Raw genomic sequence first — 15,727 nt, 5'->3', positions numbered from 1 at the left:
GCCGTGACCTATTTCTACTAAGCCACCGAACGGGATTAATTGTAAGGACTGTGAGTGTTAAGAGAAAATTAAATCTTGCCTTAATCCGAAGAGAGATGACTTTCTTCGGCTGAAAGCCTCAAAATAACTTCGCGGGCAATTTTTTCACAATCTTTAATATGTTCGCGCCCCAAATAACGCAAGGCTGTGAACCCTAAAGCCGCCGCACTAATTTGCCCCACGACCGGCACCCATTTAGCGGCTTGCTTGCTTCCTAATTTAATGCCGACACTTTTCAAAACAGAAATGGCTAATTGGGCTGTAATGACTTTACCGGCCAAAACGGTGCCCGCCCAACTGATTGCCTGGTAAGCCAGAATTCTTCTTTGACTAGGCAAACGATCAATTTGTTCAGGAGTCAGACCAAATTCCCAGTTGATATGGTCAATCATTTTGATCATAACGGAGACATCCACCAACATATCCACTCCCGGGATCGGGACAAAAGTTGCTCCGGCACTCATCAGTGCCTGGCGATCAACGTGTCGTCTGGCACGCAATACGGCAGCCCGGATTCTGTCTTCATTGGTCGGAATAAGCGGAAGATTCTTTGTCATAAGGAAAAATTAATCGATACGCTATACACTTACGCTTCTGTTTGGATTTTAGGGAAAGTTTTTCCCTTTTTCTTTTCATGCACTTACTGGCCTTAGGTTTAAATCACACGACCGCTCCGCTTGCTATTCGCGAACGGGTTGCATTCGGTCCCGAGGAAACTGCCGAGACAATCGGCAGGGTCTTGTCGCGCCTGTCGGGTGAAGAGTCCGGCCATATTACCGAAGCGTTGATTCTGTCTACCTGCAACCGCACAGAACTTTACTGCGCGGCTGAAGATCCAGACTTAGCCATCGGCGCGCTCGAAGCCTTCTTGGCTGAAGAGAAAAATCTGTCCATATCTGAACTCACCCCCCACACATATGCTTTGACAGACTTAGAAGTGGTTGAGCACGCGTTTTGTGTAGCTAGCGGCCTTGATTCAATGGTTCTGGGTGAAACACAAATCGTCGGTCAAATGAAAAAAGCTGAAAAAGCGGCACGAAAAGCCCACGGTTTAGGGCTGATGCTCAACACCCTTTTTCAAAGAACATTTACTGTTGCCAAAGAGGTTCGCACTGCAACAGAAATCGGAGCACATACGGTTTCTATGTCGGCGGCGGCCGTTCGATTGGCTAACCGCCTCTTTGGCGAGTTGCACGACTTAAACGTTCTTTTTGTGGGCGCCGGAGAAATGATTGAATTATGCGCCGCCCATTTCAACGGCCAGGCCCCAAAGTCCATGACGATTGCCAATCGTTCGCTTGACCGTGGAGAAGCGCTCGCAGCTCGTTTTAGCGCACAATGCATGAAATTGGCGGACTTACCTCAGCAGATTTCACGTTTTGACATCATTGTCTCCTGTACAGCCAGCGCTCTTCCCATTATCGGCTTGGGCATGATTGAGCGAGCCATTCGTGAGCGCCATCACAAACCGATATTCATCGTTGACCTAGCCGTACCGCGTGATGTTGAAGAGGAAGTCGCCAGATTAGATGATGTTTATGTCTACACTGTTGATGATTTAGGCAAAGTAGTTCAAAGCGGCAAAGCTGAACGTTTGGCCGCCGTGGATGAAAGCCGACACATCATTGCGCAGCGTGTCAAAGATTTTTCTGATTGGCTGCAATGGCGCAACAGCGTTCCTACCATTGAAATGATGATTGAGCGCGCAAGCGACTTGTCCGAAGCCTGCATTGAGCGCGCCAAACACAGTATCAAAAACGGCAATGATGTCGATGCCGCTTTAAAACGTATGGCTCACGATATTACTCGTAAGCTCATTCACGATAACTTGGCCTTGCTCAAAGACACCGAGCATCTTTCTACCGCTGAACGTCAACACCTCGAAGCGTGTTTTAAGCGCTTTTATCTTGAGCGAAAACGTTAGCGGCGCTCAACGTTTTGCCCCTTTTTTCGGACTGCCTTAATATTGCGCCGTCCAACAGTATTTTCTTTGAATCGAATTTAATCTTAGGAGACTCCTCGTGAAAGAGTCGATGCGCAGTAAACTCAAACAAATCGCCAGACGTCTGGAAGAAATTGATGCCATGCTGGCTTCTCCCGATGTCACCAACGACATGAATCGTTTCCGCGATCTGTCACGCGAACGGGCTGAAATCGAGCCGGTTGTGTTAAAACTCAAGGAATACGAATCCACCGAAGCCGACATGGAAGCCGCTCGCGAAATGCTTGAGGATCCGGAATCAGCCGATTTTGCCCAAGAAGAAATTGATAATGGCAAAAAACATTTGGAAGCTCTTGAAAAAGACCTCCAGATCATGCTCCTGCCGCGCGATCCCAACGACAGTAAGAACATTTATTTGGAAATCCGCGCTGGTACCGGTGGCGATGAATCGGCACTCTTTGCCGGCGATCTTCTTCGCATGTACACCCGCTATGCTGAACGCCAAGGCTGGAGCACGGAAATTGTTTCCGCTTCAGAAAGTGACTTGGGCGGTTATAAGGAAGTGATTGTTCGCGTGATCGGTGATGGAGCTTATTCCAAACTCAAGTTTGAAAGCGGTGGCCACCGCGTGCAACGCGTTCCGGAAACCGAAAGTCAAGGACGAGTTCATACGTCTGCCTGTACTGTTGCCGTGTTGCCGGAACTCGATGAAATCGGAGAAGTAGAAATTAATCCGGCCGACCTTCGCATTGACGTCTATCGTGCTTCTGGAGCCGGCGGTCAACACGTTCAGAAAACAAACTCTGCCGTGCGTATTACCCATATCCCGACCGGCACGGTCGTAGAATGCCAGGATGAACGAAGCCAACACGAAAACAAGGCTCGCGCCATGAGCGTTCTCATCTCACGCATCACGGCTAATGAAATTGCCAAACAACAGGCTCAGGAAGCTAGCACCCGTAAAAGTCTTGTTGGATCAGGCGACCGCAGTGAACGCATTCGAACCTACAACTACCCGCAGGGACGTGTGACCGATCACCGCATTAACCTCACACTCTACAAGCTTGATTTCATCATGGACGGTGATTTGGAGGAAATCATCACCGCTTTGACCACAGAGCACCAAATTGAGCAATTGGCTAATTTAGGTGAATAATCCATGCCGACAGTAAGCGAAGCTTGGCAAAACGCCTCAAAACTCATAGATCGTTTTGAGGCGAAGCTTCTTCTTGCCTCTTGCTTAGGTGTCACACGCACCTATCTCATCACGCACGACAAAGATGCTTTAACGGAAAGCGTTCTTAATCACTATAAAAAGTGTGTGCAAGAACGGGCTAAGGGGGTTCCCGTTCCATACATTCTCGGTAAACAAGAATTTTATGGACGCCCCTTTAAAGTCACGCCGGCTGTCTTGATTCCAAGACCCGATACGGAAACCATCGTTGAATTTGTTCTCGCTCAATGCCCTATTGATTCTGAGCTCTCTGTACTGGATATGGGAACAGGATCAGGCTGTATTGCCATTACCCTGGCACTCGAAAATTCCAACTTAAATGTAAACGCTACGGATGTCAGCCCCGCGGCACTTGAGATTGCCGAGACAAATGCGAAAAATCTCGGTGCCGATATCCATTTTTATTGTGGCAGTTGGTTTGAAGCCATTCCTGCCTCACTGCGATATGACATCATTGTGAGCAATCCCCCATACATCCATCGAGAAGATGAACATTTGAAAAATTTGGGTTATGAACCCATTGGCGCACTCACCGATGGTTTTGACGGTCTGACGCATATTGATCACATCATTAAAAATGCCCCTTCTTTTTTAAAGAAAAATGGCTTGCTCGCTTTCGAGCACGGTTGGGATCAGGGTGAAAGCGTTCGAACATTATTTAAAAAACATTCTCTTTGGAAAGACATCCAAACCATTCAAGATTTAGGCGGCAACGATAGGGTCACTGCTGCTCGACTTGCCTAAATTGACGCTGTTTTTCATCGAATTGTCATCATTTCATCGCAATCCTGAAACATTGCGCTATCAAAATAGCTCCCCAAGATAGCTGTCCCGATTTTCTGCCGGTTGTTTTGTTTGTTCCGGCTTCAATTGACTTTCTTGTGATGGAGTTTTTCATGACTGTGTTTCGCAAAACACTTCTTGCCTCAATGTTGATTTCATGCGGCCTAATGTCTCAAGCCGCCTTGGCAAGTGCCGAACATATGGTTGTTGCCGTCCAGCAACTTCCGCCTACCGTTGAACCTCAAGGTATTAACAATAATGCGATTGATCGTGTTGTCGCTTCCATTTACGAAACGCTGATTTATGCCGATACCCACACCGGTGAAATGAAGCCGGGCTTGGCTGAATCCTGGAAACGCATTTCTCCGGAGACGGTCGAATTTAAGTTACGCAAAGGAGTGAAGTTCCACGACGGTACGGACTTTACCGCCGATGACGTTGTTTTCAGTTTTGGTCCTGAACGCTTCTCGGGTGAAAAAGCCCCGGGCCGCCCCGCCGCATGGGAATTTCTGGGCGGCTTGAAAGAAGTCAAGAAAGTTGATGACTACACGGTTCGTGTAACGATGAAAGACGCCGATCCTTTGATCGAGCGTCGCTTCTCTGCCCGTATGTCTGAAATTATTTCCGAAGACGGCTACAAGAAGGCCGGTTCTTGGGAAAATTGGGTCAAGCACCCAATCGGCACTGGCCCTTATCAGATTTCTTCCTTTAAGACCGGCAACCGCCTTGATCTTGTTCGTTTCGACGGTTATTGGAACAAGAAGGCTCCTGCTGCCAAGTTAAGTTTCGTTGAAGTGCCGGAATTGTCCGCTCGTGTGGCCGGTCTTCGTTCCGGAGAATTTGATCTCATCACCGAAGTACCGCCCGACCAGATCAAACCTCTATCCTCTGACGGTAAAGTTGACGTGGTCGGTGGCCCAATCGATAACATCTACGGTTTAGTTTTCGATAGCCGCTCTTCTAAGGTCATGCAAAGCAAGGAATTGCGTCAGGCTTTCTTGCATGCCATTGACCGAGACCTCCTGGTTAACGCCTTGTTCGCTGGCAAGACCGTAACAGCCAATAGCTTCCAATCAAAGACTTTCGGTGATTTGTACATCCCCGAAATGAACCAAAACCTCTATGACCCCGAAAAAGCTAAGGCTCTGATCAAAGCTTCCGGTTATAAAGGAGAGCCGATTGTCTGGCGAATTCAGGCCGGTTACTACACTCTTGAAATGACTGTTTCCCAGGCCATCGCTTCCATGTTAAAGGCTGTTGGCTTAAATATTGAAATTCAGGTGAAGGAAAACTGGACGCAGGTGGAAGCCGCCGGCGCTGACCGCATGATTAATAATGCAAGCTTCTCAGCCTACTTCCCAGATCCCGCTTCTCAATTATGGCGTCGTCTCAAACCGGGTACGTCTTGGGACTCGATGGGCTACATCGACACGACAACCGCCGATTACAAGGTTTTTGCTGAAAACGGCAAGATTTTGGAAACCTCTATTGATCCGGCCAAACGTAAGGCGGCTTGGATCAAGATGCTTCAAGCATTCGCCAATGATCCTCAAGCATGCCCGCTTTATGCCTTGCCGATGATTTATGGCAAGCAAAAGAGCGTCCAATGGACGCCTGGCACTGAAGGCCGTCTGTACTTAAACGCTGACAATCTGTCGTTTAAGTAATTTTTCAATAATCTTCCCGCTCCTTAGCCTAGGGCTAAAGGGGCGGGTTTCGCATCTAGAAAAATCTCATGCAAAACGATCCTCTGATCAGCATCCGAGACCTGCACGTATCGTTCGGTTCCGTGGAAGTGCTCCACGGAATCGATCTCGATATTGAGCAGGGTGTCATTCATGCCTTAATCGGTGAATCTGGTTCCGGCAAAAGTGTGTTGGCACGATCCATCTTAGGTCTTGCCGGCAATAACTGTCGCATCAACGGCAGCATTCAATTCCAAGGTAAAGAGCTTCTGACACTTTCTGCTGAAGAGTACAGAAAGTTAAGAGGAGCTGAAATAGCCATGGTGGTGCAAGATGCTATGAGCGCCTTAAACCCCATGAGAACCATTGGGCACCAATTGATGGAAACCATTGCCTGTCGCCATCCCAATTACCGTGATCACAACACAGCAACCGTATTGGCCACCCATAAGCACGACCTGCACGATATTGCCTTGGAACTTTTAAAAACCGTCGGCATTACGGCGCCGGAAAAGCGTATGACTTCGTATGCCCATCAACTCTCAGGTGGCATGCGCCAACGCATCATGATCGCACTGGCCTTGGTGGGATCGCCTAAGTTGCTATTGGCCGATGAACCGACAACAGCATTGGATGTGGTAGTACAGCGTGAGCTCTTGCAAGAGTTACGAGAAACTATCCGCAAATTAAACATGTCCATGCTACTGGTCACTCATGACCTGCACTTGGCTCACGATATAGCCGACAAAGTCTCTGTCATGTACGCAGGTTATCTGCTCGAAGAAGGCCCCGTCACCAAGGTTCTTCCCAATCCGTCACACCCCTATACTGAGGGACTATTGGATGCGATGCCCGATATGACAAGTGTCAAGGGCACACTTAAACCGATCCCCGGCGAAATTCCTCCTCCGGACAAACTTGGTAGTGGCTGCCCCTTTGCTAGTCGTTGTGGCAAAGTCTGCGATTCCTGTCGTCAAACGCTTACAGCGTTAACAGAGATTGACGCTTCCGTTCATTGGCGTTCCCGTTGCACCAAAGCTCACGATGCGCCCGTTAATGAACAGCAAGAGGGCCTTCAACAAGTTACCGATATGATGAAGTCGATTGTCAACATGGAACAAACCGACTTCCCGACATTGGTCAATGCGCAAATCAAGCGTCATTGCTACTACACCCGTCAAGGTCTGCTAGGACGTAAAAAACCTTGGGATGTACTGCAAGATATTGACGTGCAGATTGAACACGGTGAGATTCTTGGTCTCGTCGGTGAATCCGGTTGTGGTAAATCGACGCTGGCCCGCCTGTTGTTAGGTCACCAAACACCAACTCAGGGTATCGTTCTTTTCAAGGATCAGCCGATTCCGGAACCCCGAAGCAAGCCGTGGCGTGCTCAACGAGCCGCTATGCAAATGATCTATCAAGATCCTTACGGCTGTTTTGACGCTCGAATGCCTGTCATTGAACAGGTTGCCGAGCCTCTAATGGTTCATAAACATCTGTCTAAAGAAAGCGCTCTGGAGCGAGCCGCAGCTGTCTTAAAAGCAGTAGGGATGCCCGGTCACCACATGAATAAATTGCCTGTTGTCATGTCGGGCGGTCAACTTCAACGTGCAGCCATCGCGCGCGCCGTCGCTTTGGAACCCGCATTATTGGTTTGTGACGAACCTGTCGCGTCACTTGATGTTTCTATTCAAGCTCAGGTTTTGGAGCTTTTGTATAACCTGAGAAACGCAAGCCACATGTCCATGCTCTTTGTGTCGCACAACTTAAATGTGGTTCGATACATTTGTGACCGCGTTGTGGTGATGTACCTCGGCCGTATTGTGGAATCCGGTGATGTGGATGAAATCTTCAAACATCCCAAGCATCCTTACACCCAGCTTCTGATGGCGAGTACCCCCGGAGCAGACGCTCGCGTCATTCGTTTTTACCCGAAAGGTTCAATGCCAAGCCCCATTGATCGTCCTAAGGGATGCGTCTTTGCCAATCGTTGTCCGGTCGCCACGACACGCTGTCATTTAGAAGTCCCGGCACTTACAAAACTTTCTGATAACCATGCCTGTGCGTGCTTTGAACAAAAAGCATTTGAAGCTCTTCAGGCCTCCGAAGGAGAAGCGTGATGGTAGCGCTTGTTCTGCGTATTGTGTTTCGCTCGCTTGTGACACTGTTTTTGCTCACCGCTTGCGTCTTTTTCGCCCTTCATCTAACCGGTGATCCTGCCCGTATTATGCTGGGGGACGGAGCCGATGCGACTGCATTGGCAGCTTTCCGTGCCCAATGGGGTCTTGATAAGCCACTGTGGGAACAATTTCTTGTTTATCTGCAGAAATTTATCACTCTTGACATGGGAACAAGTTACTTGACCGGGTTGCCTGTCAAAGAGGTGTTTCTGAATGCCTTCTGGCCAACGTTGGACTTAATGATTCCAACTGCCATCGTGACCCTTTTATTCGGAATTCCTGCCGGCGTTATCGCGGCCCTGCACCGTAACACGGCTTTAGATAAAACCATGATGTTTGTGTCGGTTTTCGGCTATGCGGTACCGAACTTCTTCATGGGTGTTTTGCTGCTTTTAATCTTTTCAATTTGGTTAGGTTGGCTGCCTTCCTACGGTAACGCTACTGGCTGGCACTACATTATGCCCATCATCACCATGGCGACGTCAGAAGCCGCTATTTTTTCTCGTTACGCCAGAAGCGCCATGATCGATGCGATGCGCCTGCCTTGCGTAAAAGCCGCTCGCATGAGGGGGCTGCCGGATCGGCGGGTTATTTGGCTACATGCTCTGCCCAATGCCATGCTTTCCATCTTGACGATTATGGGCTTTTTCTTGGGCACTTTGGTGGCTGGTGCCGTGATTACAGAAAATGTCTTCTCTTGGCCTGGGGTTGGAAAACTTTTGGTGCAGTCTGTTGCTAACCGTGATATCCCTGTTGTTCAACTGATTGTATTGGCTACAGGCGCCTCACTCATTATTGCCAACCTCGCGATGGACTTACTGGCCCTAGTTGTGAATCCTCGCTTGCGTAAGAGCAACAATTAACGGAGTACGAGACAAATGGCTCAATTTATTAATGTACAGAAGAAAAGCTCGGATGTTCTGGTCTATTGCAGTGCGGGGTTGCTTTTCATATTTTTCACATTCGGTGTTTTAGCTCCGTGGATTGCCCCCTATGACCTGGAACAAATGGATTTAGGCTCTCGCCTAACAATGCCTTTTACCAGTTTCGCTCACATCCTCGGAACGGATGAATTAGGTCGGGATGTTTTCTCTCGTTTAGTTTACTCGCTCAGACTATCGTTTTTATTGGCAATTGCCGGAACGATTCTCGGTGCGATAATCGGTACAACACTGGGTTTCTTGGCAGCCCGCTTTGGCGGTATCGTTGACGACGTACTCAACGCTGCTGTGGATTTCACTGCCTCTTTACCCTTTATCATTCTTGCCTTAACCATCTTGGCATTCTTGGGTACCAACGTTACAGTCATCGTCGTCATTATGGCTGTTTATGGATGGGATCGTTACGCCCGCCTGACCCGTAATCTTGCTCGTTCTGCTTACACAGAAGGCTATGCTAATGCGCTTGAAGGCTTAGGAATTCCAACCTGGCGTATTGCCATTCGTCACATCCTGCCCAATATTGCTTCAGCTCTTGTCGTCAATATGACACTTAACTTTCCGGGAATGATTTTGCTGGAAACATCACTGTCCTTTTTGGGCGTAGGTGTGCAGCCCCCTATGAGCTCTTTAGGCACAATGCTTGGTTTTGGTCGTGACTACCTTACAACCGCTTGGTGGATTGCTGTTATTCCTGGTGTTGTCATTGTCCTTTCAACTCTCTCAATGTCCATTTTGGGCGATTTTGTACAACAAAAATTAGAACCGCAAGGCAGATAAATATGACTGAAAAACAAACTCGATTCGTCATCGTTGGCTTCGATGGCTTACGTCCTGACTGTATTGATGAAGACATGCCAACTCTTTCGGCATTCATTGCCCGATCACACCGTTGGAGTCGTTATTTAGCCACATTCCCAACAGAGACCTATGTTAATCACCCAAGCATTTTCTCCGGTTTTCGTCCTAATCGACACGGCATCATCGCCAATGCCTTTTTTAATCGAGAAATGCCTTCGGAAAAAAGCGTTTTCATTGGCTCCAGTGTTTCCAGCATTGAAACACAAGACGCAGTATCCAATTTAATTCAAGTACCAACTCTGGGGGATCGATTGGCGCGGGCCGGTAAAACATTGCGGGTTATTTGCGCGAATTCCTCAGGCAGCACTCGTCTGCAACATATCCACGCAGACCGCTACATCGGCCACTTAAACTGTTGTGTTCACGATCTAGGACTTACACTTCCCGCTCAAGAGCGTGAAGCCCTTTGTGCAAAATGGGGCAACGGTGTTGCATTAAAGTTTCCAGACTTTGACGGAACAAAACTTGTCACTGACATATTCTTTGACTATGAATTACCTCGTGGCTTAGGGGATGTCACCATTCTTTGGATCGGCGAACCTGACCACTCAAGCCATGAGTTCGGGATATTTAATGACAAAACTCGTCAAGCCAGAAAGGCAGCCGATGAAGCTTTTAAGCGTGTCTTAGACTGGTGGACAGCCAAAGGGGAAAAAGAAGGCGTGCAACTTGCTGTTATGTCAGACCATGGACACGGAACAGTCTGCGCCCACTATGACTTGAAGAGCAAATTGATAGAAAAAGGCTGGAAGGTTATATCTGGTAAAGATCTTCAGAATGGACTAAAACCTCAAGACAACGATATAGTCATGATTGGTGACTATACGTTGGGACTTTGGTTAACCCATCCTACTGAAAACAATTTACTACGACTTCGGGATGAATTAATGAGTATCGAAGAAGTGGGCATGATATTCTCACAACCCAAAATCGGCAGTAGCGAAAATGATGTAGAAGGGCGAGTAAAAGGCACCTTTTCTGAAGCTCTTATTTTCTCCGATCACGCCAGGGGCCCCGATCTTCGGGTCACCATGCGAAATAATCCTCGAACAGGACGACTCGTTATGGGCGCTTCGCTGGAAATTGGAACTGGCAACCATGGTGGTCTTTTACCAGTGGAAATTAACAGTCTTTTAGCTGTTAAAGGCGACCAATTTCAAGCACCGGAAGCAGTACACACAGAACCGGCCGGACATGACGATTTCGCCTTGACCGTAATGACACTGATGGGATTGTTAGGAAATGAGTCTGCTCTTTCCCCTATGCCTTCTGCACGATTACTGACCGAAGCTATCGGTGGTAGAGAAAAAATGGATTGTGAAGAAGAAATCCTCACTCTCCAAGAGGGAAAATTTATGCAGTATATCCAGCGTGTACGATTCGGTAATCACGTCTATGTTACCGAGGGAGCAAGAGCGGGTACTTGCAATATTGAGGCTTTAAATCAATCGGAGTAATCAACGATGGATATTGTTATTCAAGGAGCAGGGGCTGAGGCCTTTGCTGAAAAACTTAATCTTAGAAATATTTGGATTAAACCGGATGCAGTCCGTGTCAATGAAGCCGACAGCACCTTAACTCAAGAATTAGTAGAACAGGCAACTAAACAAGGTTTTGATGTTAATTGTGTGCCTAATGGCCTCAGCATCAAAAACTTTGGCTTACTTGCGCTTGATATGGATAGCACACTCATTGAGCTTGAATGCATTGATGATATTGCCTGGCAGTGCGGCGTTGGCGAAGAAGTAGCCCGTATGACTGAAATCGCCATGCAAGGTCATATGCCTTTTGCCGAATACTTGAGAGAACGCGTAAAACTGTTTAAAGGTCATCCGGCCCACTACGTGGAAGTCACGGCCTCTCATGCCAAATTAATGCCGGGTGCCACTGAGTTAATCAACTTTGCAAAAGAGCACGGTCTTAAAACTTATATTCTTTCTGGAGGCTTTGACACGATCGCCAAGGTTGTGTGTGAAGAGCTCGGAATGACCGGCTACCTTTGCAATCGATTGATTGAGAAAGACGGCGTGCTCACAGGAGAAACCACGGGCCCCGGAGGCGGTGAAATTTTAGACGCCGATGGTAAGCGCCGCGCTTTGGATATGCTATGCATGCTTTATGGTTTACACCATTCACAAGCCATTGCCGGAGGCGATGGTGCCAATGATCTAGAAATGATCAAAACAGCCGGCCTGGGCTTTGCCTATCACGGTAAACCGATTGTGGCCGCCAGTGCGCCGTATCGTGTCAATCACGGAGGTCTTGACGTTGTCATTAACCTCTTTATCGAAGCTTGGGATAAGGCCAAAAAGCTCTAAGGCTACGGTTTTCAAGTGTTTAAAGGCTTCCAGATACTAAGGAAGCCTTTTTCTTTTGACTCGCATCAAAATTTATTTTTGTCGACAGTCTTGTCTATTTTTCAGAAAATACAGCAAACTTTTTCTAATTCATTGTTTTATAAGAAATTATAATTTAAAACATTCTTGTAATGAACTAAGTGATTTCACTGTTATCGCTGCTTTTTATCTAACACTTTTTACCCATTTCTAACTCAAAATAACTAGAGAAAAAAACTTATTCAACCTTTCCAAAAACATGCGCTCCCACTACTTATCTTCTTGAATTTCAAACATTATTAATTTTGCCGACCATTTATTCGTAATAATCGTCTATTTCATCAATATTCTTTTTATCTTTCAATGTGTTAACACCTTGTTGATCAAAAACCGTCCGCATACACTGTCGGGAAATCGACTTTTATGTTTGGAGTTCATCATGAAAAAAATTTTATTAAGCGCTCTCTTAAGTTCCATGATTGCCAGTGGTTCTGCCATGGCCGGTACACTTTTGGTCGGCACCGATGCTGGACTCGCTCCTTTTGAATTTAAAGATCCGAAAACCAATGAAATTGTTGGTTTTGATATCGATTTGATTAACGCCATAGCCAAAGCGGTAGGCGATGAAGCAAAGATTCAAAACATGCAATTTGCAGGATTAATCCCCGCTTTACAAAGTAACATGGTTGATGTCGGGGCTGCAGCCATCACCATTACGCCGGAACGGCAAAAACAAGTGCTTTTCACTGATCCATACTACGATGTCGGTCTAGTAATGGTCATTCAAAAGAAAAATGCCAACAAGTTTAAAACTTTAAAAGACATGGAAGGCAAACGTATCTGCGCTCAAATTGGTTCAACTGGCTCCATTTTGGCCTCAACTGTCAAAAACGCCACCGTAGCCAATTTCGATCAAATCGGCGAAGCTTTTATGGAATTAAAAATGAACGGGTGCGACTCCGTTATGGTTGATAAGACAGTAACTCTGTACTACTTAACTAAACATAACGATGAAGACATCATGATGGTTCCACACGTTTATAACCCCAAACAAAACGGATTTGCCGTCGCCAAAAACAACAAAGCTTTACTTGAAAAATTGAATAAAGGTCTAAAAATCATTAAGGAAAATGGTGAATACGACAAAATCTACGAAAAATGGTTAGGTAAAAAGCCTCAAGCCTCTCAACAATAGCACTCAATCATTAAGCCTCAAAATCCATTTTTGAGGCTTCTTTTGTTGTTATTTTCGTGCAATTATCATGAAATTAATTAAACGTATTGAAGAATTAACTCCAGAATTTATCGCCATAAGACGCGATTTCCATAGATACCCCGAAGTCGGCCATCAGGAGAATGTAACCGCTGAAAAAATTGCCAATTATCTTCGTCAATGGGGTTATCAGGTTCATACGAAAATTGCCGGTACCGGTGTCGTAGCTCTTTTAAAATGCGGAGACTCATCCAAGTGCCTTTCTATTCGGGCGGATATGGACGCATTACCGATCGAAGAGGCTAATTGTTTTGCTCATGCTTCCGTCAACAAAGGGGTGATGCATGCTTGTGGTCACGACGGCCACATGACGATGGCTCTTTTAGCCGCCCGATATCTTTCTGAGACCCAACACTTCAACGGTACGGTTCAATTTGTTTTTCAGCCCTGCGAAGAACAAGACGGAGGAGCCAGTGACATGGTCAATGACGGTCTGTTCGAGCGATTTCCGACAGACTGCATAATCGCCTGCCATAATTGGCCGGACGTTCCTCAAGGAAAAATTGCCCTCAATAGACAAACCATAATGGCCAGCTGCAATGCTTTCAAAATCCTTGTCCGAGGACGCGGAGCCCATGGCGCCATGCCCAATAATGGGATTGATCCCCTTTTTGTTGCCATCCAAATTGCCAATAGCCTTCAAGGAATCATCACCCGTATAAAGCGTCCTATTGACCCGGCGGTGCTATCCATTTGCAAAATCACTGCCGGGGAAACTTATAACGTTATTGCAGACACGGCTGAAATTGAGGGAACGGTAAGAACCTTTTCAGAAGATGTGACAAACCTTATTGCCGATCATATGCAAAAGATTGCTTCACATGTAGCCTCTGCATTCGGCGCGACGGTCGAAGTCAACTTCATCCGTCAAGTACCACCCGTAACGAATAATCCTGAATGGGTCAATCAAATCCAAAATGCCGCGACAGAGGTTTTAGGTCAAGAGGCGGTCCTTACCCAAGAGCCAGTTATGCCCTCTGAGGATTTCGGTGTATTTCTAAAACACTGCCCAGGCGCACTCTTTTTCATTGGTAATGGTGAAGGCAAGCACAGGCAAGAGGGACATGGCCCCGGTCCCTGCGCACTTCATAATCCGTCTTATGATTTCAACGATGCTATTTTGCCTGCGGGAGCCAGTGTTTTTGCCCTAATCGCGGAAAACTATCTTTCCTAACGTGCTAGGCGTTAACTGCCTTTAAGCGATTTAGAGCAATAAGAACCATCAATGTTGAGCCGTAGAGAGTCGCCTTGTCATTGAAATCAAACTCACACTCATGAAGACTAGCCGTGTGCTTCGGATCTTTAATTCCTAAACGGAACAAACAGCCGGGGCACACTTGAGTCATAAAGGCAAAATCTTCCGCTGTCATCTGTTGGGGAGCAGGCTTTAAGCCCTCCTCTCCCAACCAATTCCGAACGATTTCCTTAACGGCTAACGCTTGCTGTTCATGATTTAAAAGAGCCGGGTATAAGCGCGTGTAGTGACAATGAGCCTGCGCTCCGTAGGCACTTGCGACACCTTCAGCAATTTCACCCAAACGCTGCTGCACACGATCCTGAACATCAGGCTCAAAACTTCTGCAGGTACCAATCAGTTTGGCTGTTTGAGGCAAAACACTTGATCCGTTTTCATCACCCGCTAAAATCGCCCCGAAACTGACTACTGCGCCTTGCAACGGATTAACGTTGCGGCTCACAATGGATTGAGCACTCACAACAATTTGTGAAGCGACCAACACACTGTCAACGGCCACCTGCGGTTTCGCCCCATGTCCTCCCCGACCGGTAACATCAATGGTGAAAATATCCGCGGCCGCCATGATATACCCTGGATCAATGCCTATCTGCCCAACATCAAGCGTGGGCTCACAATGGGTAGCATAGATTTCCGCAATCGGAAACTTTTCAAATAAGCCGTTTTCTACCATTAAGCGGGCGCCCGCATAACCCTCTTCTCCCGGCTGGAAAATAACGGCAACACTGCCTTCAAAATCTCTGTGTGATGCAAGGAAACGACATGCGCCCAAAGCGACAGTCATATGCCCATCATGTCCGCATGAGTGAGCACGTTTTTCATTAACTGAGGCGTACTCGGCCCCACTTTGCTCCAATAAGGGCAAGGCATCCATATCTGCCCTCAATCCAATCCACTTATCGCTTTTCTTTTTCCCATGAATAACGGCGACCAACGCGGAAGAACCAAACCCTTTATGGATTTCATCTACGCCATAAGAACGTAACTCTTTTTCAATAAAGGCCGACGTTTCCGGCAATTGAAGACCGATCTCAGGATGTTGATGCAAATGATGACGACAAGCATTTAATTGCGCCGACTTTTCCGATAAAAATTGTTGGATCTCTTGAGCACTGTACATTTCTGTTTCTCCTGATAAGGACTAGAAAACAATCTTAAGCGCAATGATTTCATTGTGTTTTAAAAAATCTCACAGGCGTAA

The 15,727-nt window shown here is 47.0% G+C and carries 13 protein-coding genes; 11 read left to right on the top strand and 2 right to left on the bottom strand.

Going from position 1 to position 15,727, the window contains the following annotated elements:
• Nucleotides 1-80 precede the first annotated feature (80 nt).
• Nucleotides 81-596: a hypothetical protein gene (locus M3080_RS02615; RefSeq protein ID WP_022472675.1), complete on the bottom strand. Its 516-nt coding sequence runs from the start codon at nucleotides 594-596 to the stop codon at nucleotides 81-83.
• 77 nt (nucleotides 597-673) lie between these two features.
• On the opposite strand from M3080_RS02615, the gene hemA reads away from it, so the two are divergent.
• The 11 genes from hemA to M3080_RS02560 all read left to right on the top strand — a co-directional run bounded on the left by hemA (nucleotide 674) and on the right by M3080_RS02560 (nucleotide 14,445).
• Complete coding sequence (gene hemA, locus M3080_RS02610) at nucleotides 674-1,963, top strand: glutamyl-tRNA reductase (RefSeq protein WP_249091745.1); 1,290 nt, start codon at nucleotides 674-676, stop codon at nucleotides 1,961-1,963.
• 97 nt (nucleotides 1,964-2,060) lie between these two features.
• Nucleotides 2,061-3,137, top strand: coding sequence for a peptide chain release factor 1 (gene prfA, locus M3080_RS02605; protein WP_249091744.1), 1,077 nt, complete (start codon nucleotides 2,061-2,063; stop codon nucleotides 3,135-3,137).
• A 3-nt stretch (nucleotides 3,138-3,140) separates the two neighbouring features.
• Nucleotides 3,141-3,959: a peptide chain release factor N(5)-glutamine methyltransferase gene (prmC, locus tag M3080_RS02600; protein WP_249091743.1), complete on the top strand. Its 819-nt coding sequence runs from the start codon at nucleotides 3,141-3,143 to the stop codon at nucleotides 3,957-3,959.
• A gap of 152 nt (nucleotides 3,960-4,111) precedes the next feature.
• Complete coding sequence (locus M3080_RS02595; RefSeq protein ID WP_249091742.1) at nucleotides 4,112-5,665, top strand: ABC transporter substrate-binding protein; 1,554 nt, start codon at nucleotides 4,112-4,114, stop codon at nucleotides 5,663-5,665.
• Between the two features lie 68 nt (nucleotides 5,666-5,733).
• On the top strand, nucleotides 5,734-7,803 hold the full coding sequence (locus tag M3080_RS02590) for a dipeptide ABC transporter ATP-binding protein (RefSeq protein WP_249091741.1): 2,070 nt from the start codon (nucleotides 5,734-5,736) through the stop codon (nucleotides 7,801-7,803).
• A complete protein-coding gene (locus M3080_RS02585) occupies nucleotides 7,803-8,726 on the top strand; it encodes an ABC transporter permease (protein ID WP_249091740.1) in 924 nt (307 codons plus the stop codon). Before M3080_RS02590 ends, M3080_RS02585 begins: the two co-directional genes overlap by 1 nt.
• Before the next feature lie 15 nt (nucleotides 8,727-8,741).
• Entirely contained in the window at nucleotides 8,742-9,581 is an 840-nt protein-coding gene (locus tag M3080_RS02580) for an ABC transporter permease (RefSeq protein ID WP_249091739.1), read from the top strand.
• A 2-nt stretch (nucleotides 9,582-9,583) separates the two neighbouring features.
• On the top strand, nucleotides 9,584-11,119 hold the full coding sequence (locus M3080_RS02575; protein WP_249091738.1) for an alkaline phosphatase family protein: 1,536 nt from the start codon (nucleotides 9,584-9,586) through the stop codon (nucleotides 11,117-11,119).
• 6 nt (nucleotides 11,120-11,125) lie between these two features.
• Nucleotides 11,126-11,980, top strand: coding sequence for a phosphoserine phosphatase SerB (gene serB / locus M3080_RS02570; protein ID WP_022472666.1), 855 nt, complete (start codon nucleotides 11,126-11,128; stop codon nucleotides 11,978-11,980).
• Between the two features lie 457 nt (nucleotides 11,981-12,437).
• Nucleotides 12,438-13,193, top strand: coding sequence for a basic amino acid ABC transporter substrate-binding protein (locus M3080_RS02565; RefSeq protein ID WP_249091737.1), 756 nt, complete (start codon nucleotides 12,438-12,440; stop codon nucleotides 13,191-13,193).
• Between the two features lie 67 nt (nucleotides 13,194-13,260).
• Nucleotides 13,261-14,445: a M20 metallopeptidase family protein gene (locus M3080_RS02560; RefSeq protein ID WP_249091736.1), complete on the top strand. Its 1,185-nt coding sequence runs from the start codon at nucleotides 13,261-13,263 to the stop codon at nucleotides 14,443-14,445.
• 4 nt (nucleotides 14,446-14,449) lie between these two features.
• Here the strand turns inward: M3080_RS02560 and M3080_RS02555 are convergent, their stop codons facing one another.
• Nucleotides 14,450-15,646 (bottom strand): M20 metallopeptidase family protein, encoded by a 1,197-nt coding sequence (locus M3080_RS02555; RefSeq protein ID WP_249091735.1) that lies wholly within the window; start codon nucleotides 15,644-15,646, stop codon nucleotides 14,450-14,452.
• Between the last annotated feature and the right edge of the window lie 81 nt (nucleotides 15,647-15,727).

The sequence above is a fragment of the Parasutterella secunda genome (assembly GCF_023336895.1).
Classification (GTDB): Bacteria; Pseudomonadota; Gammaproteobacteria; order Burkholderiales; family Burkholderiaceae_F; genus Aphodousia; species Aphodousia faecalis.
Note: the sequence above shows the minus strand (reverse complement) of the source record. Positions and strands in the feature narration are given on the sequence as shown.

Excerpts from the sequence above, each read along its gene's own strand:
- M3080_RS02585 (WP_249091740.1), top strand. The coding sequence starts at position 7,803 with ATGGTAGCGCTTGTTCTGCGTATTGTGTTTCGCTCGCTTGTGACACTG.
- M3080_RS02615 (WP_022472675.1), bottom strand. The coding sequence starts at position 596 with ATGACAAAGAATCTTCCGCTTATTCCGACCAATGAAGACAGAATCCGG.
- M3080_RS02575 (WP_249091738.1), top strand. The coding sequence starts at position 9,584 with ATGACTGAAAAACAAACTCGATTCGTCATCGTTGGCTTCGATGGCTTA.
- prmC (WP_249091743.1), top strand. The coding sequence starts at position 3,141 with ATGCCGACAGTAAGCGAAGCTTGGCAAAACGCCTCAAAACTCATAGAT.
- M3080_RS02590 (WP_249091741.1), top strand. The coding sequence starts at position 5,734 with ATGCAAAACGATCCTCTGATCAGCATCCGAGACCTGCACGTATCGTTC.
- M3080_RS02560 (WP_249091736.1), top strand. The coding sequence starts at position 13,261 with ATGAAATTAATTAAACGTATTGAAGAATTAACTCCAGAATTTATCGCC.
- M3080_RS02565 (WP_249091737.1), top strand. The coding sequence starts at position 12,438 with ATGAAAAAAATTTTATTAAGCGCTCTCTTAAGTTCCATGATTGCCAGT.
- hemA (WP_249091745.1), top strand. The coding sequence starts at position 674 with ATGCACTTACTGGCCTTAGGTTTAAATCACACGACCGCTCCGCTTGCT.
- M3080_RS02595 (WP_249091742.1), top strand. The coding sequence starts at position 4,112 with ATGACTGTGTTTCGCAAAACACTTCTTGCCTCAATGTTGATTTCATGC.
- serB (WP_022472666.1), top strand. The coding sequence starts at position 11,126 with ATGGATATTGTTATTCAAGGAGCAGGGGCTGAGGCCTTTGCTGAAAAA.
- M3080_RS02555 (WP_249091735.1), bottom strand. The coding sequence starts at position 15,646 with ATGTACAGTGCTCAAGAGATCCAACAATTTTTATCGGAAAAGTCGGCG.
- M3080_RS02580 (WP_249091739.1), top strand. The coding sequence starts at position 8,742 with ATGGCTCAATTTATTAATGTACAGAAGAAAAGCTCGGATGTTCTGGTC.